15 protein-coding genes and 4 pseudogenes are annotated in these 21,019 nt (G+C 69.3%); 4 read left to right on the top strand and 15 right to left on the bottom strand.

Translation table 11 applies throughout. The features are described from left to right. The first annotated feature begins 259 nt into the window (after positions 1 to 259). Entirely contained in the window at positions 260 to 1,363 is a 1,104-nt protein-coding gene (locus ACFPIH_RS36905) for a methyltransferase (protein WP_381182401.1), read from the top strand. A gap of 513 nt (positions 1,364 to 1,876) precedes the next feature. Continuing rightward, a pseudogene (locus ACFPIH_RS36900) lies at positions 1,877 to 2,863 on the top strand (IS701 family transposase); the annotation flags it as partial. A 232-nt stretch (positions 2,864 to 3,095) separates the two neighbouring features. On the opposite strand, the gene ACFPIH_RS36895 reads toward ACFPIH_RS36900, so the two are convergent. Beyond that, positions 3,096 to 4,115 carry a terpene synthase family protein gene (locus ACFPIH_RS36895; protein ID WP_381182405.1) on the bottom strand — a complete coding sequence of 340 codons (1,020 nt, stop codon included), beginning with the start codon at positions 4,113 to 4,115 and terminating at the stop codon, positions 3,096 to 3,098. A gap of 605 nt (positions 4,116 to 4,720) precedes the next feature. Then, complete coding sequence (locus ACFPIH_RS36890) at positions 4,721 to 6,079, bottom strand: cytochrome P450 (RefSeq protein WP_381182407.1); 1,359 nt, start codon at positions 6,077 to 6,079, stop codon at positions 4,721 to 4,723. 522 nt (positions 6,080 to 6,601) lie between these two features. On the opposite strand from ACFPIH_RS36890, the pseudogene ACFPIH_RS36885 reads away from it, so the two are divergent. Together ACFPIH_RS36885 and ACFPIH_RS36880 are read left to right on the top strand one after the other, a co-directional pair. After that, positions 6,602 to 7,393: pseudogene (locus tag ACFPIH_RS36885) on the top strand (IS701 family transposase); the annotation flags it as partial. Between the two features lie 71 nt (positions 7,394 to 7,464). Beyond that, positions 7,465 to 9,096, top strand: a pseudogene (locus tag ACFPIH_RS36880) (ATP-binding SpoIIE family protein phosphatase); the annotation flags it as partial. Positions 9,097 to 9,185: 89 nt separating this feature from the next. Here ACFPIH_RS36880 and ACFPIH_RS36875 read toward each other — a convergent pair. The 13 genes and pseudogenes from ACFPIH_RS36875 to ACFPIH_RS36815 form a co-directional block, all read right to left on the bottom strand. Then, a pseudogene (locus ACFPIH_RS36875) lies at positions 9,186 to 9,299 on the bottom strand (MBL fold metallo-hydrolase); the annotation flags it as partial. A 49-nt stretch (positions 9,300 to 9,348) separates the two neighbouring features. Further along, positions 9,349 to 10,437, bottom strand: coding sequence for an S-(hydroxymethyl)mycothiol dehydrogenase (locus ACFPIH_RS36870; RefSeq protein ID WP_381182409.1), 1,089 nt, complete (start codon positions 10,435 to 10,437; stop codon positions 9,349 to 9,351). Between the two features lie 3 nt (positions 10,438 to 10,440). Next, complete coding sequence (locus ACFPIH_RS36865; protein WP_381182411.1) at positions 10,441 to 11,334, bottom strand: 3-hydroxybutyryl-CoA dehydrogenase; 894 nt, start codon at positions 11,332 to 11,334, stop codon at positions 10,441 to 10,443. Next, complete coding sequence (locus tag ACFPIH_RS36860; RefSeq protein WP_381182412.1) at positions 11,331 to 12,521, bottom strand: acyl-CoA dehydrogenase family protein; 1,191 nt, start codon at positions 12,519 to 12,521, stop codon at positions 11,331 to 11,333. The genes ACFPIH_RS36865 and ACFPIH_RS36860 overlap by 4 nt, the downstream gene beginning before the upstream one ends. A 104-nt stretch (positions 12,522 to 12,625) precedes the next feature. Continuing rightward, positions 12,626 to 13,744 (bottom strand): alcohol dehydrogenase catalytic domain-containing protein, encoded by a 1,119-nt coding sequence (locus ACFPIH_RS36855; RefSeq protein ID WP_381182414.1) that lies wholly within the window; start codon positions 13,742 to 13,744, stop codon positions 12,626 to 12,628. A 203-nt stretch (positions 13,745 to 13,947) separates the two neighbouring features. Beyond that, the gene (locus ACFPIH_RS36850) at positions 13,948 to 15,438 is read right to left on the bottom strand and encodes a class I adenylate-forming enzyme family protein (RefSeq protein ID WP_381182416.1); all 1,491 of its coding nucleotides are present in this window, start codon (positions 15,436 to 15,438) and stop codon (positions 13,948 to 13,950) included. Continuing rightward, positions 15,435 to 16,685, bottom strand: a complete 1,251-nt coding sequence (locus tag ACFPIH_RS36845) for an NAD(P)/FAD-dependent oxidoreductase (RefSeq protein WP_381182418.1) — start codon at positions 16,683 to 16,685, stop codon at positions 15,435 to 15,437. The genes ACFPIH_RS36850 and ACFPIH_RS36845 overlap by 4 nt, the downstream gene beginning before the upstream one ends. Then, the gene (locus tag ACFPIH_RS36840) at positions 16,682 to 17,005 is read right to left on the bottom strand and encodes a 2Fe-2S iron-sulfur cluster-binding protein (protein WP_381182420.1); all 324 of its coding nucleotides are present in this window, start codon (positions 17,003 to 17,005) and stop codon (positions 16,682 to 16,684) included. Before ACFPIH_RS36840 ends, ACFPIH_RS36845 begins: the two co-directional genes overlap by 4 nt. Before the next feature lie 58 nt (positions 17,006 to 17,063). Beyond that, positions 17,064 to 18,260 (bottom strand): cytochrome P450, encoded by a 1,197-nt coding sequence (locus ACFPIH_RS36835; RefSeq protein ID WP_381182422.1) that lies wholly within the window; start codon positions 18,258 to 18,260, stop codon positions 17,064 to 17,066. Then, positions 18,257 to 18,787 carry a cupin domain-containing protein gene (locus tag ACFPIH_RS36830; protein ID WP_381182424.1) on the bottom strand — a complete coding sequence of 177 codons (531 nt, stop codon included), beginning with the start codon at positions 18,785 to 18,787 and terminating at the stop codon, positions 18,257 to 18,259. The genes ACFPIH_RS36835 and ACFPIH_RS36830 overlap by 4 nt, the downstream gene beginning before the upstream one ends. A 171-nt stretch (positions 18,788 to 18,958) precedes the next feature. After that, on the bottom strand, positions 18,959 to 19,501 hold the full coding sequence (locus tag ACFPIH_RS36825; protein WP_381182426.1) for a MarR family winged helix-turn-helix transcriptional regulator: 543 nt from the start codon (positions 19,499 to 19,501) through the stop codon (positions 18,959 to 18,961). 35 nt (positions 19,502 to 19,536) lie between these two features. Further along, entirely contained in the window at positions 19,537 to 20,385 is an 849-nt protein-coding gene (locus ACFPIH_RS36820) for a fumarylacetoacetate hydrolase family protein (RefSeq protein WP_381182427.1), read from the bottom strand. Continuing rightward, the gene (locus ACFPIH_RS36815) at positions 20,382 to 20,975 is read right to left on the bottom strand and encodes a carboxymuconolactone decarboxylase family protein (RefSeq protein WP_381182429.1); all 594 of its coding nucleotides are present in this window, start codon (positions 20,973 to 20,975) and stop codon (positions 20,382 to 20,384) included. Before ACFPIH_RS36815 ends, ACFPIH_RS36820 begins: the two co-directional genes overlap by 4 nt. Positions 20,976 to 21,019 lie beyond the last annotated feature (44 nt).

Raw genomic sequence — 21,019 nt, 5'->3', positions numbered from 1 at the left:
GGTGTGCCCTACGCCACATACGCGGGTTGTTACGGCGGACGGGCCGCTGGTGTCTTCAGGGTGCACTCCCCACATGAATCACGGGTGGGGAAGTTGACCGGAGCGGAATGGTCTGGCGACGCGCCGACCGACGGCGGCGAGGCGACAGCGGAACTGGCTCTGCCGCGCGATCGGCGGGAGGTGTTCGCCCGGACGCCTCGACCCCGACCGCCTGGCGACTGCCGGCCGGCATCGACTCTCTTGAGAGGTATTGACCAACATGACTGATGTGACTGGCATGAACGACGTGACTGGCATAAGCGACGTGGCTGGCACGACTGGTACGGCCAAGGGAACCAACGTCACACCGAGCGATCCTCCAGCCGATGCCGGCGCCGTCTTCAACCTGCTGGGTGGCCTCGTCGCCGCCCAGGTCCTGGGGGCATTGGCTGAGCTGCACATACCCGATCACCTCGCTGACGGCGCCCTGACGGCCGAAGAAGTGGCCGAGCGCGCCGGCAGCCATCCGCAGACCACGTACCGTCTGATGCGCGCGGCTTCGTCGTTGGGCATGCTGGACCATCAGGGGCAGCACCGCTTCCGCCTCACCGGGCTGGGCCGACTGCTGCGTTCGGATGTGCCCGGTTCCATGCGCTCCATGGCGCTGGTCCAGACCAGCCCCGGCCACTGGCAGTCCTGGGCCCACTTCACCGAGGCTGTGCGACAAGGAAGTACCCAGACCAAGAAGGCGCTGGGAATGGACCTTTTCGAGTACTTCGCGCGGCCGGAGAACTCTGCGGAAGCAGCCCTTTTCTCTCAGGCGATGGGCAACATGTCCGGCCTGGTGACACAGGGTGCCGTGGCCGCGCTCTCCACCGCCGGCGTGTCCACCGTTGTCGACGTCGGCGGTGCGCACGGTGATTTCGTTCTGGCGCTGATGGAAGCCGACCCCGAGCTGAGCGGCCAGGTCCTGGATCTGCCGCACGCCGTCGACGGTGCACGCGCCGAAGCCGAGAAGCGTGGCTTGTCCGACCGCTTCTCCGCGGTGGCGGGCGATTTCTTCCAGGAGGTTCCCTCGGCGGACCTCTACCTGGTGAAGACGATCCTGCACGACTGGGACGATGCCCAATGCGTAACCATTCTGCGCAGTTGCCGGTCTGCCGTGAACGAGGGTGGACGCGCACTGGTCGTCGAGTTGGTCGTCGGCGAGCTCGGCCGCCCCGACTTCGCCACCGTGTCCGACATGGCCATGCTCGCCATGACGAACGGCAGGGAACGCGACCTGACTGAATTCGACGCCGTTTTCACAGCCGCGGGATGGCGCCGCTCGAAGACGTACCCCGTCGGTGGCGGTTACTTCGGCATGGAGCTCGTCGCTGTCTGATGGGAAACATCGGCCACGCTCGACATGCTCGGAGCGAAGGTCGATGCCGGCGAGATCGGGTTCGTCGGCTGAGTGAAGCATCCCTCATGGTGGTATGAGGGCACACCGCGCCGGGGCGGAGATCGGCTGCGCGCCGTCGTTCTCGATGCGAGTCGGGAGCCGCCCCGGTTCAGCGCACTTCGGCGGGACATCGACATCGCTCGACCACTGCGAGGCGTCGGCGCATGACGGGGCCGCGCTTCCCCACCGGGGACGCACCGGATCCGCCCGAGTCGAGCACTGCCCACCAGGCCATCGTGAACGCCTTCAACCAGCACCCCAGCCAGGCATTGCCTCACCCGCCAAGGTTTCCTCACCCAACCCGGACGAGGCCGCTACCAGAAACGGACGGAACGCCTTCTGAATAGCCATCAACCCTCTATCACGGGAGCTGTAGTTCCGTTGTCTTCGCTGTTCAGCGGCTTGCCGGGGTGTGTGCGGGCACAGGGACGGCCACCGCGATCATGAACGTTTGTGACGACGTATCAAGACACGGTGGCCGTAGAGGCCACGATAGTCGAGCGGGCGTGGGGCCAGACGTTCGGGAGGGCGATGGCGGTGGTCTCGGGCTGCTTCGCGCGATGTGAGGCGCGCAGGACAGCGGCGGAGTTGATCGCTGGACTGTTGCTGGAAGTGGGCACGCGGAACTGCTGGACGCTCGCGCAGGCGCTGGGACACCCGGGCCCGCACCGGCTCCAGGATCTGCTGTCCCGCGCCCGTTTCGACCACGAGAAGGCCCGGAAGGAGATCACCGGCCTGGTGATCGGTGAACTCGCCGGGCAGGACGTGGTGTTGGTCGTGGACGAGACGGGAGATGCGAAGTCGTCCACGGACTGCGTGGGTGCCGGCCGGCAGTACTCGGGTGCGCTCGGCGGTGTGGGACTGCGCCAGGTGGCGGTACATCTGGCGGTGGTCACTGCGACGACGAAGGTGATCATCGATCGGGCCCTGTATCTCCCGGCGGACTGGGCCGCGGACGAGGAGCGCCGCGGGGTGACCGGGGTGCCGGAGGAGATCGTCTTCGCGACGGAGCCGCAGCAGGCGTTGACCATGGTCGCCGATGCGCTCGCGGCCGGGGCCGAGGCCCGCTGGTTCGCGGGCGACGAGGTGTACTGCGGACGCGAACTGCGCCGGGGGATACGGGCGTTGGGACTCGGCTACACGGTCGGAATCGCCGCTACGCATCAGGTCAGCGACGGGTCCGGCCGTCGGTGGGAAGCCCGCAAACTGATCAACAAGGTGCGGCCCGGGCAGTGGACGCGCCGACAGACCGGACACGGCACCAAGGGCACCCGCGAGTACGACTGGGCCTGGCTCGATGTCCGCCCCGACGACGCTCCCGACGAGAACCGGAACGAGAAGGAGGCCGGGACGAGTGTGCTGGTCGCGCGGCGACACCGCTACACCGGCGAGGTGTCCTACTTCCGCGGCTGGGCACCGGGCGACGTCTCGCCCGGCACGACTGACACCAGGGCGGCGTCGTTCAGGCGGTGTATCCGGGTTGATGGGGCTTCAGTAGCTGGGGCAGGACCGGACGTACGCGGCTTCAGCTGTTGGCCGAGGAGATGCGTAGGCACCGCAGAGGGCGAACGCGACGTGGTCACCCGCCCGGAGGCCGGGTGTCCGCCGTACTGGTCCGACAAGATTCCGCGGGTCCTGACCGGCAACTCAACATGATTGATCCGACTTCGGGTCAACCCTGCCGACCCACAGGGGGCATCCCGACGTCTTCGAGGTAGCCGAGGACGTCGGGCGGCCGAATGTACGAGGCCGTGTAGCGGCCCGATCGGGCGTGCCAGTCGTAGCAGCCGCGCATGGTTGTCCGCAGTGCCTCGACCCGGTACCTGTCGACGCTTCGATGCTCCTGGGCGCTCAGTTCCAGGGGCTGGAGCAGTTCGAACAGGCGTCCGTCGATCGTTAGGAACTTCTGTACCAGGTCATGTGCCTGCCGACGGACGTGCTCGATGCTCTGGGGCAAGGTGTAATCGCGTTCGTGTTGAACGATGACCAGCAGGTTGTTCTGTTCGCCCCTGGCCATTTCCTTCTCCACTGAGACGATCTCGTTCTGGAGAATGACCACGTCCTCGACGATTTGCCGCATCTCTGCCATGACCGGACTGCCGAAGACGCGAGCCGGCACCTCGAAGTGGCCTGTTCGCTCCACCAGATCCAGTACGGGTTGAACGCCGACCGTGGCCCGCCGCACCACCATGTGTTCCTCGGAGGTGCACATGATTCCACGTCTTCGGTGTTCCGCCTCGGTTATGTGGCCGCCCAGGTAGAGGCGCCAGTGACGCTCGGCACGTTCCTGCCAGGCGGGTGACATCCCTTCGCGGCTACGGCTCCAGATGTCTGCCATCGCCCGGACGATCGGAGCCGCGTCAGGGGGGCATCGATCGAGGGCACCGGCCGTCGCGTTGATCAGCTCTTCGGCCTCGACGGGATCCTCGCCCCGAGGTCCGTCGAAGAGATCGTCGAACAGGAAGAACCAGTTGCACTGGTCGACGCCCAGATCGAGATCGGCGCCGACGGCAGACGTGTAGAGCCGCGCCCCCAACTCGGCGTAGTCGCCCTGTAACTGACGTTCGGCAGCCTCGTCCGATCGGATCAGCTCCATCGCGCGCACCCAGACCAGTTGCTCGGCACAGGCTCGCTCGAAGTCCGGGCTGATCCTGGAGGGGAAGGGGATGTGGAGATCCATGTTCTGTGGCATTCAGCGGCTCCGTTCGGGCAACTCGTCCAAGGCCATTCGCTCCTTGAGGCTTCGGTGCGGGCAAGCGCCGCTTCCGTGGTTCGTGCACGTGATCGGACAGGCGAAGGAGATCGATTCGCAGCCGCACCAGGCCGTGCGGGCACGGGGGCACGGGTCATCCCCCTTCGGCGTCGACAGGAACCTGCGCGTCGTTCCAGAGGCGATGAACAGGGCCGGGCTTGAGCGCATGTGCTGGACATGGACGAAGCGCCCGTACAGATCAGGATCCCCCGGGATCCTGGCGGTGATCAGGTCCAGGTAGCGGGCGGCGATCCGGGCGGTCGGCTACCGGGCAAGGTCGGCGTCGGTGCCGTGATCCAGGGGCCGTGGCGTGCTGTGATGTCGGCTGGTGCCGCAGCAGGCACTGGGGCGTTTTTGGGATCAGGGCGGATCAGGCCGCGGTGTCCGGTGGTGGGGCACCTCCCGCGTTTTCGGGCTGTGGGGGTACGTCGCAAGGCGGAGCATGATCCGCGCACTGGACGGACCGGGCGTACTCGCGTCGTGCGACACCGCCGCGAGGTGCCGTGCCGGGCGCCGGGGACCCTGGCCGATCCAAAAGAAACGCCCTAGGTGCGGCAAGCCTGCCGGGCGGACGGGATCATTCGGATCCCTTTCGGCACCAGGAGCCCGCTGAGTGATGGCCGGGGCCGGGCGCCGGGGGCATCGCGCAGACTCCAGCGTGCGGCCACCATGGCCAGGGCCAGAATTGCCTGGGAGGTGGCGAAAGTGTCACCGATGCATTTCCGCCCGCCACCGCCGAACGGGATCATGGAGCCGTTCACCGGCGCCCTGGCAGGGGTGGTTCCGGCCCAACGGTCGGGGTCGAAGGATTCCGGGTCGGGATGGAGATCCGCGCGGTGGTGGATGAGGTAGGGGCTGAAGGCAACCATGGATCCTGCCTTCAGGTCGTACTCGCCCAGGCGGGTGTCGCGTGTGACCGTCCGGGTCAGCAGCCATCCCGGTGGGTACAGGCGCAAGGTCTCGGTGATGACGCGGCCGGCGACTTTCAGTCTGGGCAGGTCCTCGAAGCCGGCAGCGCCATCGACGAGCACCTCGTCGGCCTCCTGCTGCAGTGCGGCCTCGATGCCGGGACGAGAAGCGATCAGGTGCAGAGCCCAGGCGATGATCCCGGCGGTGGAGTCGGCGCCCGCCACGAAGATGGTCTCGACCTGGCTCACCAGCTCTTCCTCGGTCAGCCGCGTCCGGCCGTCCTCGGCACTCTCCTCATCTTGGGCACGGACAAGGATCGACATCAAGTCCTGCTGATCGTCCTCGACGGAACGGTAGCGAGCGATAGCGGCCCCGAGATCCGATCGAAGGCGCGCCATGGCGCGCTCATGCCGACGGTTCGACGGAAGGGGGACCCGGTCCAGCGCGGAGGGCAGGAACATCCGGAAGTACATTCCCTTGACGACCGTGTTCATGTCCTCGATGACCCGGGGCATAATGTCCGGCCCCAGCGCCTGGGGCCCGATCATCGTGGTCATGACAGTGAACGCGGTGATGCGTTGCATCTCGGGGAAGAGGTCGAGGGACTGCCCCTCGCGCCACCCTCCGACGACCTCACCGATCCGCTCGGTCATCACCTTGGCGTAATGGCCGTAGCGCGCGGACGTGAACGCCGGCTGGATGAGTCGACGCTGGCGCCGGTGCTCCGCGTGGGGACACGTTCCCAGGCCATTGCCGAAGATCTCCCGGGTCCTCTTGTAGAAGGGACCGCCCTTGTCAAACGTACGTTCATCCATGATGACCTGCCGGGCCAGCTCCGGCGTACAGGCAAAGTACACCTGCACAGTGCCGAACCTGACTTCGACCAGGTCGCCGGTCTCGGGAAGAGAGTTCAGAAAGGCCAAGGGGGTGCGTAATAAGGACAGGGTGTGCCCTGCAAGGGGGAGCGGCTTCGGCGCGAGCGGTACGGATGCCATGATTTCTCCTGCGTCACATTGAGGAACAAGGGACGTGCAGGTTGGACACTGGCGGAGCCCCCGGCCTGCTCTCCGTGGGTCAACACCGCGATGCTGCTTGCGAGATGCTCTCCGGGCGCTCCTCCCGCCCAGCGATCACCGTACCCAGCGCAAGGTCGAACTGAACTTCGAAACAGTTACCCGCCGGTCGTCGTTCCTCGGCCCCGGACCCAGGGCCGCGTCGTTCAGGTGATGTGCGACTGACAACAGCCCGCCGGGGGACGGAGGGGCCGCCGCATCAAAATCGGCCGTCCTTTCGAGATTTCGCGCACATGTCTCATGCGAAATGACCTGGTGTCAGTCATGGCAGCTGTAGTTCCCGGTAGGTGGCCGGATCGTCGCTGGTCAGCGATCTGTCGAGGGTGCTCGTGGGCATGGGTACGGCCACCGTGATCATGATCTTTTGTGACGAAGAATCAGAGCGCGGTGGCCGTGGAAGCAACGCTGGCGCGGGCGGTGTGGCGGGACTCCTCCGGGGCGTTCATGGGGCTGGTGGCGGACTGCTTCCCGCGCCGCGAGTCCCGGCAGACCTTGCGGGAGACGGTCGAGGCGGTGCTGATGGGGCTTCAGCGGCTCAACTGCTGGACGTTGGCCGAGGCGCTGGGGCATTGCGGTCCGCACCGGCTGCAGCACTTCTTGTCGCGGGCGGTATGGGACCACGAGACGGTACGCACGTGCGTCGCCTCTTTAGCGGTGGGCCATCTCGCTGACGCGCAGGCGGTGTTGGTGGTGGACGAGACCGGGGATGAGAAGTCCTCCACCGATGCGGTCGGGGCGGCGCGGCAGTACTCCGGCGCGCTGGGCGGGGTGGGTCTGTGCCAGGTCGCAGTCCACCTCACCTACGCGAGCGCCGCCGGGAGCGCGCTGATCGACCGGGCCCTGTACCTGACGCGGGACTGGGCCTTCGACGACGAGCGACGCGAGCTGGCCGGGGTGCCCGACGAGGTGGCCTTCGCGACCAAGCCGCAGCAGGCCGCCGTGATGCTCGCGCGTGCTCGGGCGCAGGGATTCCCGGCCCGCTGGGTGGCGGCCGATGAGGTTTATGGCGGCCGTGACCTGCGCCTTTGTATACGTGAGTTGGGGTTCGGCTACGCGATTGCGGTGCCCGCCACCCACCGGGTCACTACCCCGGCCGGCCGCTTCGACACGGCTGCCGTGCTCGCGAAGCTGCCGCGTCGGGCCTGGCAGCGGATACGGACCGGACACGGCACCAAGGGCGACCGCCACCACGACTGGGCGATGATCGAGATCATCGGCGACGACACCCCGCCCGGCTTCGATGCCGGGCACAGTTTCCTGCTCGTCCGCCGCCACCGCTACACGCGGCGGCAGACCACTTCGACAAGATCGGCGAGCGTGCCACCGTCGATCTTCTTCCGGACGTCGAGCGGGCTGAGGCGGTGCCACCAGAGGGTGCGATGGCCGGGCCGAGTGCGGAAGGCTCGTTCGTGCTTCGCCGCGTTGCCCAGCAGTCCGTGCTTCCGAACATGGCCGAGGCGGTGCTCCGCCCCGGCGAGGTGGACGGCTACGCCGCCGATTCCCCGACGGCGGAGTGCCTGGCCACTGGCCGAGCTGTGCTCCATGCCGAATTCGCCCCTGACTCCGCCGACTGGTCGGTGGGGCATCCTGGCCGGGAGGAGTCGGTCCGTGCCTTCGGTATCCACTCAGTCATGGCTGTGCCGCTCACGGCCCGCGGCCACACCCTGGGAGTGGCCGTCTTCCTGCGTCACCAACGACCGGAGTCCTTCACCGAGGGCGATCTGCTGCTGGCCGAGGAGATCACTGCCCGGGCCGCGGTCTGCATCGACAACGCGCGCCGGTACACCCGGGAGCGGGAGACCGCGCTGGCGTTGCAAAGGGCCCTGCTTCCCCAGCGACTGCCCGTGCAGCCTGCGGTGGATGCGGCCTTCCGCTATCTGCCAACGGACACCCTCGCCGGGGTGGGCGGCGACTGGTTCGACTTGATCCCGCTGTCCGGCGCCCGAGTCGCCCTGGTCGTCGGCGACGTGGTCGGGCATGGCGTCCAGGCATCGGCGATCATGGGACGGTTGCGGACCGCTGTCCGCACCCTTGCCGACATCGACCTTCCGCCTGACGAACTGCTCACCCATCTCGACGACCTGGTCATCCGGCTCTCGGCGGACACGGACACGGACGGCGCCTCGCCTCGCGACCAGTCCGCCGAGATGGCCGCTGGCCTCGGTGTCACCTGCCTGTACGCGGTCTACGATCCGGTTTCCCGTCTCTGCACGGTGGCCAGTGCGGGACATCCGGTCCCCGCCGTGGTCACCAGTGCGGGCGCCGTGGACTTCCTGGATGTACCGACCGGTCCACCGCTGGGTCTGGGCGGGCTGCCCTTCGAAACCATTGAGGTCAGCCTCCCCGAGGGGAGCCTGCTCGCTCTCTACACCGACGGCTTGGTCGAGTCCCGCGAGCAGGACATCGACGAGGGGACCGCGCGTCTGAGTAGGGCCCTCGCCGACCCGGCGACGTCCCTGGACGCTCTGTGCGACAACGTGCTCGCCACAGTGCCACCCGAGCACCCCGCTGACGACATCGCTCTGCTCATCGCCCGCACCCAGGCCCTCGATCCCCGGCACGTTGTCACCTGGGACCTGTCGGCCGACCCCGCCGTGGTGGCCAGCGCGCGCAAGCTCGTCACCGCGCAACTCGATGCGTGGAATGTGCGGGAGGCATCCTTCGTCACCGAGCTGGTGGTGAGCGAGCTGGTCACGAATGCGATCAGGCACGCCGAACCGCCCATCGAGTTGCGACTGCTCCGAGGCCGCCACCTGATCTGCGAGGTGTCGGACGGCACCAGCACCGCACCCCACCTGCGCCGTGCCCGTACCTATGACGAGGGCGGTCGCGGCCTGCTGCTCGTGGCGCAAGTCAGCCGTGGTTGGGGCACGCGCCACACCGGCACAGGCAAGACCATCTGGGCGGAGCTGGCCCTGGACCCGCCCGAGTTCCCGTAGCCGCAGACCCGGGTGTGGCGGACGTTCGGGGTGAGGGTGCGTGAACAGCCCGAGCGGATGATCGTCGGGAAGCGCGAGTACGAACGTCAGTTGGCCCCCGGCCCGCCCTGGAACAGGGTGTCCCCGGTGAAGACCGTGGCCAGTTCCTCGGCGTGGAGGCATACCGCGCCTTGAGTGTGCCCGGGGGTGTGCAGGACCGTCAGTTCGAGAAGGTCCCGGCGGTGACGACCCGCTGGACGCGTACGGTCCCGCTCACAGCGTCACCACCGAGCGCAGGACGTCTCCCTGGTGCATGCGCTCGAAGGCCTTCCCCACTTCGTCGAGTTGGATGGTCTCGGTCACGAACGCCCCCAGATCCAGGCGGTCCTGGAGGTGCAGGTCGATGAGCATCGGGAAGTCGCGGGAGGGCAGGCAGTCGCCGTACCAGGAGGACTTCAGGGTGCCGCCGCGTCCGAAGACGTCCAGGAGGGGCAGTTCGAGCTTCGTCTCCGGGGTGGGGACACCCACCAGGACGACCGTGCCGGCGAGGTCGCGGGCGTAGAAGGCCTGCCGGTAGGTCTCCGGGCGGCCGACCGCCTCGATGACGACGTCGGCGCCGAACCCGCCGGTCAGCTCGCGGATGGCCTCCACCGGGTCGGTCTCCTTGGAGTTGACCGTGTGGGTTGCGCCCATCGTGCGGGCGGTAGCCAGCTTGCGGTCGTCGATGTCCACCGCGATGATCCTCGCCGCGCCGGCCAGGTTCGAGCCCGCGATGGCCGCGTTCCCGACACCACCGCAGCCGATCACCGCGACCGTGTCGCCGCGTCCGACGTTGCCGGTGTTGATCGCGGCGCCGATCCCGGCCATCACCCCGCATCCCAGCAGCCCGGCGACCTGCGGCGCCACCGACGCATCCACCTTGGTGCACTGTCCGGCTGCCACCAGTGTCTTCTCCGCAAACGCGCCGATCCCCAGGGCCGGAGACAGCTCCTGCCCGGTCGAGGTGAGCGTCATCTTCTGCCTGGAGTTGTGGGTGTCGAAGCAGTACCAGGGCCGCCCGCGCAGACACGCCCGGCACTGACCGCACACCGCCCGCCAGTTCAGGATCACGAAGTCGCCCGGCGCGACGTCCGTGACGCCCTCGCCGACCGACTCCACCACACCGGCCGCCTCGTGGCCGAGCAAGAACGGGAAGTCGTCGTTGATGCCGCCCTGCTTGTAGTGCAGGTCGGTGTGACAGACCCCGCACGCCTGCACCTGCACCACGGCCTCGCCCGGCCCCGGATCGGGCACCACGATCGTCTCCACCCGCACCGGTTCGTCCTTGCCTGGTGCGATCACGCCGCGTACTTCCTGCGCCATGGGTCAACTGCCTTTCTGGGAACCCGAGTAGTCGTGGAAGCCTCGTCCCGATTTCCGGCCGAGCAGTCCGGCCTCCACCATGCGCAACAGCAGCGGAGGCGCGGCGTGCAACGGCTCCTTGAAGTCGGTGTACATCGCGTCGGCGATCGCTGCGAGGGTGTCCAGGCCGATCAGGTCGGCCAGGCTCAGCGGGCCCAGGGGGTGGGCGCAGCCGAGGACCATGCCGTTGTCGATGTCCTCCGCCGAGGCGAAGCCGGACTCCAGCATCCGGATCGCGGAGAGCAGGTACGGCACCAGCAGGGCGTTCACCACGAAGCCCGCCCGGTCCTGGGAGCGGATCACCTGCTTGCCGAGCGTGCCGGTTGCGAACGCCTCCGCCCGCGCCTGGGTCTGAGGGCTCGTCAGCAGGGATGGCACGATCTCCGCGAGGCGGAGCACCGGGACCGGATTGAAGAAGTGCACCCCGATCACCTGGTGCGGGCGGGTGGTGGCCATGCCCAGTTTCATGATGGGCAGCGAGGAGGTGTTCGAGGCGAGCAGCGCGTCCTCGCGTACGACGATGCGGTCGAGGGCGGCGAACAGGTCGAGCTTTACTGCCTCGTCCTCCGTCGCCGCCTCCACCACCAGGTCCCGGTCGGACAGGTCCATGAGGTCGGAGACGACCCGCAGCCGGGCGAGCGCGGCGTCGCGTTCCTCGCCGGTGAGCTTGCCGCGCCGTACACCCCGGTCGAGCGAGGCGGCGAGCCGGGACCGACCGGCCTTCGCCGCCTCCTCGTTCACCTCGTGCACCACCACGTCCAGCCCGGCCCGGGCGCAGACCTCGGCGATGCCCGCGCCCATCAGCCCGCAGCCGACGACACCGACCCTGCGCACGTCCGTGCCCGGCCCTGCGCTCACCGGAACGCCGCCTGCCCCGTGAGCGCCTGGCCGATCATCAGCGTGTGCATCTCGGCGGTGCCCTCATAGGTCAGGATCGACTCGAGGTTGTTGGCGTGCCGGATCACCGGGTACTCCAGCGAGATGCCGTTCGCGCCCATGATGGTGCGGGCGGTGCGGCAGATCTCCAGCGCGGCGCGGGTGTTGTTGAGCTTGCCGAAGCTGACCTGCTCGGGGCGCAGCCCGCGGTCGTCCTTGGCGCGGCCGAGGTGGAAGGCGAGCAGTGTGCCCTTGGCCAACTCGACGGCCATGTCGGTCAGCTTGGCCTGTGTCAGCTGGAAGCCGCTGATCGGGCGGCCGAACTGCACCCGGTCGCCCGCGTAGGCGAGCGCCGCTCGGAACGACGAGCGGGCAGCGCCCATGGCGCCCCAGGCGATGCCGTACCGGGCCTCGTTGAGGCAGGACAGCGGGCCCTTCAGCCCCCGTACCTCCGGCAGCATGGCGCTCCCTGGGAGGCGTACGGAGTCCAGGACCAGCTCGCTCGTCACCGATGCCCGGAGCGACATCTTGTGCTTGATGGCCGGAGCCGAGAATCCGGGGCTGTCGGTGGGCACGATGAAGCCGCGGACACCGTCGTCGGTGCGGGCCCAGACCACGGCCACGTCGGCGACCGAGCCGTTGGTGATCCACATCTTGCGTCCGTCGAGGATCCAGTCGTCGCCGTCGCGGCGGGCGGCGGTGCGCATGCTGCCGGGGTCGGAGCCGGAGTCGGGCTCGGTGAGTCCGAAGCAGCCGATGGCGGTGCCCGCCGCGAGGCGGGGCAGCCACTCCTCCTTCTGTTCCTCGGAACCGAACGCGTGGATCGCGAACATGGCCAACGAGCCCTGCACCGAGACCAGCGAGCGCAGACCCGAGTCGGTCGCCTCCAGTTCCAGACAGGCCAGCCCGTAGTCGACGGCGCTCATGCCCGCGCAGCCGTACCCCTCCAGGTGCATGCCCAGCAGGCCGAGCTCCCCGAGTTCCTTGGTGAGCCCGCGGATGTCCTCGATCTCGCCGTTCTCGAACCACTCGGCGATGTGCGGCTCTACACGCCGGTCGCAGAAGGTGCGGACGGCGTCCCGGACGGCGCGTTCGTCCGGGGTCAGGAGGTTGTCGAGTTCCACGAGGTCGAGGGGGTCTGCCGGGCGCGGGGCGTGCTGTGCGTGCATCGGGGCTCCAAAGCGAGGAGAGACGAGAGCAGAGATGAAGGGGGATGGGGATGGGGGCCGCCGGTCCTAAGGGGGAGTTGACCGACGGCCCCCGGTCATGTGGATCAGGACGTCGCCGTAGGGCTGATGATGAAGTTGCTGAAGCCGCCGTTGCGTTCCGCGATGCCGCTGATGGCCTCGTTGACCTGCTCCAGCGGGAAGACCTGGTGCTCCAGCGGGCTCAGGTCGAGCAGGCCCGCCTCCACCATGTCGGCCATGGTCTGCCCCTCGCCGGACGTGAACCACGCCGAGCCGATGAGCCGCAGCTGCTGGTCCATCATCCGGTGGATGTCGATCGGCAGGTCACCGGCGACGGCCCCGATGTTGACAGCGATTCCGCCGCGTGCCATGGCTCGCATGCCGGCCAGGAACGTCTCGTGCGGGGCGCCCGGGCCGAGCGCGTCGATGTAGATGTCGACGCCGTACTTGTCGGTCTCCTGGTGGATCCAGTCGTCCAGCGGGCCGTCGTTCAGGGAATGCAGACGCAGTCGGTCGGACGCCAGCTTGTCGACCTGGTCGAGCAGGCCCCGGTCGCGGCCGGTGCCGTAGACGTGGGTCAGGCCCATGGCGGGCGCGAGCAGCGCGGCGCCGATGCCGAGGGTGCCGCTGATGCCGTTGACCAGGACCGACTTGCCCGGACCGGCGCCGGCCTTGCGGAGGGCGGAGTACATGGTGCCGAGGTAGCCGAAGCGGGCGGCGGCGTTGAAGGACAGGTTGTCGGGGAGCTTCACCAGGGAGTACGCCGGGGCGACCATGTACTCGGCGAGGCCGCCCTGGTAGCGGTCGAGGAGGTCGAGCGCGGTGGGGGAGAAGCCGAAGTAGCCGGCGAAGGCGTAGCTGGCGCAGTTGATCGAGTCGCCGCCCCGGCACGAGCGACAGGACCCGCAGCTGCGGCCCGGGTTGACGTACACCCGGTCGCCGACCTTCCAGCCCTGGACGCCCTCGCCGACCGCCTCGACCACACCTGCCGGGTCGAGACCGAAGGTCGCCGGGAGGGTGGGCAGGGGGCTGTGCGGGAACCAAGTGGTCCACATGCTCAGGATGTTGGCGAGGTTCGGGACGATGTTGACGGCGTGCACGGACACCCGGACGTCGCCGGGGCCCGGCTCGGGAACGGGGAGTTCCTCGATCAGCATGGGCTCGCCGACTTGGTGCATCCGCGCGGCTCGCATGGTCGCACTCATGGCCACTCCTTCGTGGTGTGGAGATGTCGCCGGTGGAGCCGGCCCCCATCTCATGGGTCGGGGATGTGGGTGTGGGGGTGCGGGATGTGCGTGGGGCTCTCTGGGTGTGGGCCGCTGGGAGGTGCGGCTCTGGGGTGTCGATGTCGGCCGTCGAACGGCACCGTTGCCGTCGATACGGCGTCGCCGCGGCTGTTGGCGTGATCTCAGTCGTGCAGCAGCGTCGTCAGCCGCTGTCGCTGGAGTTTCCCGGTCGCCCCTCGGGGCAGTGCCGGGACGACGCAGAGGCGGCGGGGCCACTTGTGGCGGGCCAGCCGTCCTTCGAGGTGGGCGCGGACGTCGTCGAGCGTCGGTTCGCCGGAGTCGGAGACGAGGAAGGCGGTCACGACCTCGCCCCACACCTCGTCCGGCGTCCCGGACACCGCGACCTCGACCACGCCGGGAAGGTCGGCCAGCGCGTTCTCGACCTCGGCGGGGTCGACGTTCTCGCCACCGGTGATGATCGTGTCCTTGACCCGGCCGACGACCTCCAGCCGGCCCTGGGCGTCTACCCGTCCCCGGTCGCCGCTGTGGAACCAGCCTTCGGCGTCGGTGGCGGGCCGCGGCCCGGTCGCCGTCCAGTAGTGCGCGGCGACCGACGGCCCGCGAACCCAGATCTCACCGGCGACACCCGCCGGGGCGGGTGCTCCCGCCCCGTCCACGACCAGCAGTTCGACATGGGGCACGGCACGCCCCGCGACGGCGGCGGCCGCGTCGAGCGGCGAGTACGTCACTCCGGCACAGGTCTCCGTCAGCCCGTAGGAGTCGGCGACCCCGATGCCGCGCTCATGGAGCTGGGCCCGGGTCGCCGTCTGGGCCGGTGCCCCGCCGGACAGGATCCACCGCAGGGTGTCCAGGTCACCGCTGCTGAAGCGGGGGTGCCGGGTCAGCAGCGCGGCCATGGCTGGCACCGCGAACGCGCAGGTCACCCGGTGGTCACGGACCAGGTCGCTGAACAGGTCCGGGTCGAACTTCGGCGCCAGCACCACCGTCCCGCGCCGCGCCCACGTGTACTGCGGAAGCCCGCCCAGTACGGCCACATGGGCCAGCGGGGTGGAGACGAGGGCGATGTCGTTCTCGCCGACAGGCAGCAGGGACAGGCCGTTGACCATGCTCCAGTGCAGGTTGTCGTGTGTGAGCGCGACCCCTTTGGGGCGGCCGGAGGTCCCGGAGGTGAACGCGATGATCGCGACATCGGATCCGGCGGGCGGCTCCGGATCGGCGGCCGGCGCCGATGCCTCGTCGCCGGGGTGCAGATCGCCCCACGTCAGCCGGAAACACGTACCACCGCCGTCGCCCGGCCCCGCGCTCAGGAACCGCTCGTCACCGACCACCGCACGCGGCGCGGTCTCCTCGCGGAACACCGCCAGCTCGCCGCCGGTCACCTGGGGATGGACCGGAACGAGGACCGCGCCCATCCGCGTCAGGGCGAACAGCGTGATCAGCGCCTCGGGCCGGGCCGCCCCCTGCATCACCACCCGGTCGCCCCTGCGCACCCCGAACTTGTCGAGACGGGCTACCGTGCGCCGTACGGACAGGTCCAGCTCGGCATAGGTCCAGGACCTGTCCGCGAAGACCAGTGCGGTCCGTGAGCCGGCATCGGCCGCGCTCGTCACGAGGTGGGCGCCGAACCACACCTCGGTGGAGTCTGCGGTCATGCGCGCACCTCCTTCGTACGTCGGGCGCGGGCGAGGGCGCCGAGGGTGGACCCCGCGAGGTCGGCGGGGGAGACGGGCGGGTCCTGCTGGAGCAGCCGACGGGCCGCCAGATGCTCTGCGGGCCAGTTCAGTGTCTCCACGGCCACCAGCCGGTCGGCGCGGAACGCGTACGCGGCCAGCCGTTCCGGGGTGTCACCGGGCACCACCCGCACCTCGTCGGTGCTCGCCCGCAACCCCGCGATCTGCAGTTTCACCGGACCCTGGTCGCTCCAGAACCACGGCAGACTCTCGTACGGCCCGGCGGCGCCCCCGGCGATACGGCGGCCGACGAGCGTCCCCTGGTCGATGGCGTTCTGCACGGACTCCAGCCGGACCAGCCCGTCCGCGTGCGGATGCGGATGCCGGGCGCAGTCGCCCACGGCGAAGACCCTGGGATCGGAGACCGACCGCAACTGCTCGTCCACGAGCACCCCGTCGTCGACCGCCAGACCCGCCTCGCGGGCCAGTTCGTCCCTGGGCGCGGCCCCGATGCCGTAGACCACGAGGCCGGCGGGGAGCGGACCCTGGTCGGTGACGACCCGGTGGACCTGTCCGCCCTTGCCCTCGATCCGCTCGACGGCCGTTCCGGTGTGGATCCGGACGCCGTCGCGCTCGTGCCGCTCCCGCAGATGTTCCTGGAGTTGAGGTGAGACGGCCCGGCTGAGCAGCCGGTCGGCCAGTTCGACCACCGTCACGCGTACTCCGCGTGCCCGGGCGACCCGGGCCAGTTCCAGCCCGATGAATCCGCCGCCCACGACCACCACGTCCCGGGCCGTCGTCAGCGCCCGGCCGATCGCGAGGGCGTCGTCGAGGGAGCGCAGCGAGTGGACGCCCTTCAGCGCGGCGCCGGGGACGGGCAGCGGGCGATTGCGTGCGCCGGTCGCCAGGACGAGGTGCTCGTACGGGACGCGCCCGCCCGAGCCGGTGGTCACCGTGCAGCGGGCCGTGTCGATGGCGGCCACGTACTCGCCGAGCCGCAGACCGATGTCCCGCTCGCGGTAGAAGGACTCCGGCACCAGGTCAACGCCCAGGCCCTCCGGTTCGGTGTGGGCCTTCTTGGACAGTGGGGGCCGCTGGTACGGCAGCCGGGGCTCGTCGGCGAAGACGGTGACCGGGCCGTCGTACCCGGCGCCGCGCAGGGCCTGGACGACGCTGAAGCCGGCCTGTCCGCCGCCGACGACGACCACGCCTGAGCCGGTGGCGCTCACACCTGCTCCTCGGGGATGTGGACCACCAGCCCGTCGAGCGCGTCGGAGACCTGGACCTGGCAGCTGAGCCGGCTGGTGGGCCGGCGTTCGGCGGCGGTGAAGTCCAGCATCTCGTCCTCGACGTCGTTCGGCGGCCCCACGAGTTCACCGTGCCGTGCGTCCACGTAGACATGGCAGGTGGCGCAGGAGGCGTTTCCTCCGCACTCGGCGACGATGCCGTCGACGCCGTTCGACACGGCCGCCTGCATGAGCACCGTCCCGGAATCGGCGGTGACCTTGCGTTGGGTGCCGTCGGGCAACTCGAAGATGACGATGGGCATGAAGTCCTCCCGATGGGGACGGCTCGGGGGGCCTGCCGGGCTCACGGGCCCGGCGGGCTCAGGCTTGCCAGGAGGCGTTCAGGGAGGTGAGACCCCGGAACACCCAGCCCTCCATCAGGTCGTCCGCGCCCTCGACGAGGCGGAGTCCCTTGAGGCGGCTGAAGACGAGGGGCCAGGCGAGCGCGCTGACCTCGTGGCGCGCGACCCACGCGCCCATGCAGAAGTGCGGACCGCCGCCGAAGGCGAGATGCGGCCGGTGCGGCCGGTCGATGTCGAACTCGTCGGCTCGTTCGAAGACCGACTCGTCCCGGTTCCCCGAGGCGATGACGAGGGCCACGCGGCTCCCGGCGGGGAGAGCGACGCCCGCGATCTCGTATGCCTGGGTGAGCTGGCGCGGATACATGCCGATCGGGGAGATCCAGCGCGCGGTCTCCTCGAAGACCCGCTTCCAGAGCCCCGGATCGGCCACGACCCGCTCCAGTACGTCAGGGCGTTGCAGCAGTGCCTGGGCACCGACCCCGAAGACGTCGCGCGGTTCGTTGACGCCGCCGCCGATGATGACCTTGATGTTGTTCTGGATCTCGGTCAGCTCCACCGGGTCGGCCGCGTGGACCATGGAGGAGACCACCGAGCCGTCGGGCTCGCGGCGGACGGCCTTGGCCATCTCGGCCACCGCGTCCTCGATGGCCCGGGTGGCCTGCTCGGCACGCAGCCAGATGTCCGGGTCGTCGGCGTAGTTGCCGTTCGCGGCCATCATCGCCCGCGACCAGCCGGAGATGTCGTCGGCGCTCGCGTTGCGCAGCCCCAGGACCACGGCCAGGTTGGCCGCCGCGAGCGGCTCGGCGAAGTCGCCGATCAGGTCGCCCCCGCCGCGCCCGGAGATCCGGTCGAGCAGGTCGTGCGCGTTGCGCTCGAAGGTCTCGGCCCACAGGTCGCGGACCTGGCGGGGGCGGGTCGGCGGCTCGGCCGCGGCCCGCAGCCGCCGGTGCTCCGGGTCGTCCTCACGGAGCAGATTGGGGCCGACGGTGCGCAGCAGCAGCGAACCCTCCTCGCGGGAGCTGAACACCTCCGGTAGCTTCTCCGCGTGGACGATGTCCTCGTACCGGGTCAGCAGATGCCGTCCGACCGAAGGCACCCACGCCAGCGGTGCGGTGCGGCGCAGCTCCGCGTAGGCCGGGTACGGGTCGTCGCGCAGCTCGGCGAGATCGAGCTCGACGACGGGCGCACCCGGGGCGGCGGTCGTCAGCGCGCTCATGTGGTGCCGCCGGCGCCGATCAGGACGAAGAAGACCGTGGCGGGCTCGGTGCCGGGGTTGCGCCAAGCGTGCCGGGTGCCGTTCTGCACGATGAGGTCGCCGGGCCCCAGCGTGGCGACCTCGCCGCCGTCGAGGTCGAGGACGATCTCGCCGGTCAGGACGACGCCGTAGTCGACGGTGGGGGTGGTGTGCATGCCGGGGTTGTCGGGCTCGAACAGCTCCGCCAGACCCGGGGTGGCCGCCAGCTGTTCGCCGGCGGCGGCCGCCGGGTCCCAGGCCGGGTCGGCGTAGACACTGGTCGGCGGGAAGGTGACGGTCAGGGCTATCGTCTCGCCGGGGGCGGGAACGAACGTCTTCAGGGACTCCGTCGGGTCGGCCGACGGAACGGCGGGCGCCGCCGTGTTCCACACCACGGACCGGGCGAAGCCGGGGGTGTGGGTGTACTGGCGGGTGCGCGGCGGCTCGCCGTCACTGACGATCACGGGCTTGCCGCTCGGGCTGACACCGGTGACGACACGACGGACCATGATTCTCTCCTTTGAGAAACCCTGCTGAGGAACGACTGGGAGGTTAGAGGTGTGACAGTAAGAGTCCTGATGATTTTGCGGATGTCGCAACCCGCATGGACTCGCGTCTGCGTGCGGTTGGTATGTGGGGGTTCGCGGTGAGTTCGGGTGTGAGCGGTCAGTATGTGCCGGTCAGTCTGCGGCCGGGGTCTCCTGATTGACCAGGGTTCGCAGCAGGTGAACAAGCTCACTCAGCTGGTCGTCGCGCAGGATGGCGGTCCACGCCCGTTCCCGCAGGGTCTGGGCCTCGATGGCCTTGCGCAGCGTCTCGCGGCCCTCGTCGGTGAGCTCGACGATCAGCTGGCGACGGTCGGTCTCCACGCGACGCCGGGTGACGAGGCCGCGGTTCTCCAGGGTGGTCAGCGCGCTGGAGATGCTGGCGCGCGTGGACCCGGAGACCCGGCCGATGTCCTGCTGGGCGAGACCGTCGTAGGCCCACAGGGCGTTCAGGATGCGGAAGCCCGCCCAGGTCAGACCGAGCGGCCGGTGGACGTGCTTCTCGAAGTCCTTGGTCAGCCGGGCTTCGAGACGGGTGAGGTCGGTGACCATCTCGATCGCGTCGAGATCCCGGGGATCGGTCGTGCCCAGCTCGCGATGGTGGTGGCGCAGCAGCTCCGAGAACTCCCGGGTCCGGCGCAGACGCGTGGCTTCCGCTTCTCCAACGGTGTCCGTCACGATCTTCCGCCCTCTCTGGTCCGACCGGACCGCAGTCAGCCGCCGACGACCGGGTTGACCATAGTGCCGACGCCCGTGACCTCGGTGCGCAGGACCTTACCCTCGGTCAGGTACAGCCGAGGAGTGCGGCGGACACCGCAGCCGGCCGGGGTGCCGGTGAAGATCAGGTCGCCGGGCTCGAACGTCACCCGCTTCGACAGCCAGGCGATCAGCTCGGGCACGCTGAAGATGAGGTCCGAGGTACGGCCCCGCTGCACCTCCAGGTCGTCGACCCACCCGGCCACCTCGATGTCGTCCGGGTCCTCGAACTCGTCGACCGTCACCAGGTACGGGCCGATCGGGCTGAAGGTGTCGTACGACTTCGGCAGTGTGAACTGGTTGATGGGTTTGCGCCACTGTTCCTTGCGGTCGCTGATGTCCTGACCTGCTGTGACACCCGCCACGTAGGACCATGCCTCGGCCTCGGTGATGTTCTTGCCGGTCCGTCCCATGACCACGACGAGCTCGGCCTCGTAGTCGACCTTGTCGTACTGCGGCTCCACCACGACGGCGTCGTACGGTCCCACGACGGACGAGGCGAACTTGGCGAACACCGACGGCTCGTCCGGCACGGGCAGGTTGGACTCCTCGGCGTGCGCGCGGTAGTTGAGGGCGACCCCGATCGCCTTGTACGGCCTGGCCACCCTGCCCAGGTCACGCGGCTCGAACGGCTTCCAGTCCGCCTCCTCGGCCCGCTCGGCGAGGGCGCGCAGTTCGTCCTGGAGCGAGAGGTCGGAGAGCACCTCAAGGCGCGGCTCGATCGCTCCCTTGCTGGCGTCCGCGATGTCGAGGGCGAGGTCGTCGCGCACGACGACCGGGCGGCCGGCGAGGTTGGCGAGCTTCATGCGGCTTCTTCCTTCTTCTCGGTCGGTTCGGGCAGGGGGAGTGCGAGGTCGCCCTCGACCTGGACCCCGAGGGTGTTGATGACGGTGGCGATGGTCAGGTACTGGCCGACGGTGTAGAGGACGTCGATGACCTGCTCGGTGCTCAGGTGGGCCGTCAGCCGGTCCCACAGCTCGTCGTCGACGCCCTGGCGGTCCAGGAGCGAGTCGGTGGCAGTGAGCAGCACCCGGTCGAGCTCGGCCAGCCCGTGCCAGTCGCCGGTGGCGGCGGCCAGGATCGTGTCGTCGGTGAGCCCGGCGCGACGGGCGATCCGGACGTGCTGGTCCCACTCGTACGCGGCCCGCGCCCGGGCGGCGATCCGCAGGATCATCAGCTCCCGGGACGGCAGCGGCAGGGTGTTCTTCCCCAGCACGTGGTTGCCGAAGACGATGAAGCGGCGCAGGGCGTCCTCGTGGTGGGCGAGGGTCGCCCAGATCGTGAAGATCCGGCCGTCCTGATCGCGGTACGGCGCGAGTGACGCCAGTGTCTTCTCGTGCAGCTCGCCCTCGTCGACGGGCTGCAGGCGGGCCTTCTCGGGCACTTCTCCCGACATCGGAGACCTCCTCGGCTCGATGGCGTCAACGTATTCGTACGACC

It is taken from the genome of Streptomyces vulcanius (assembly GCF_042653945.1).
Lineage (GTDB): Bacteria > Actinomycetota > Actinomycetes > Streptomycetales > Streptomycetaceae > Streptomyces > Streptomyces mangrovi.
The sequence above is the reverse complement of the archived record's forward strand: the minus strand, read 5'-3'. Positions and strand labels throughout refer to the sequence as shown.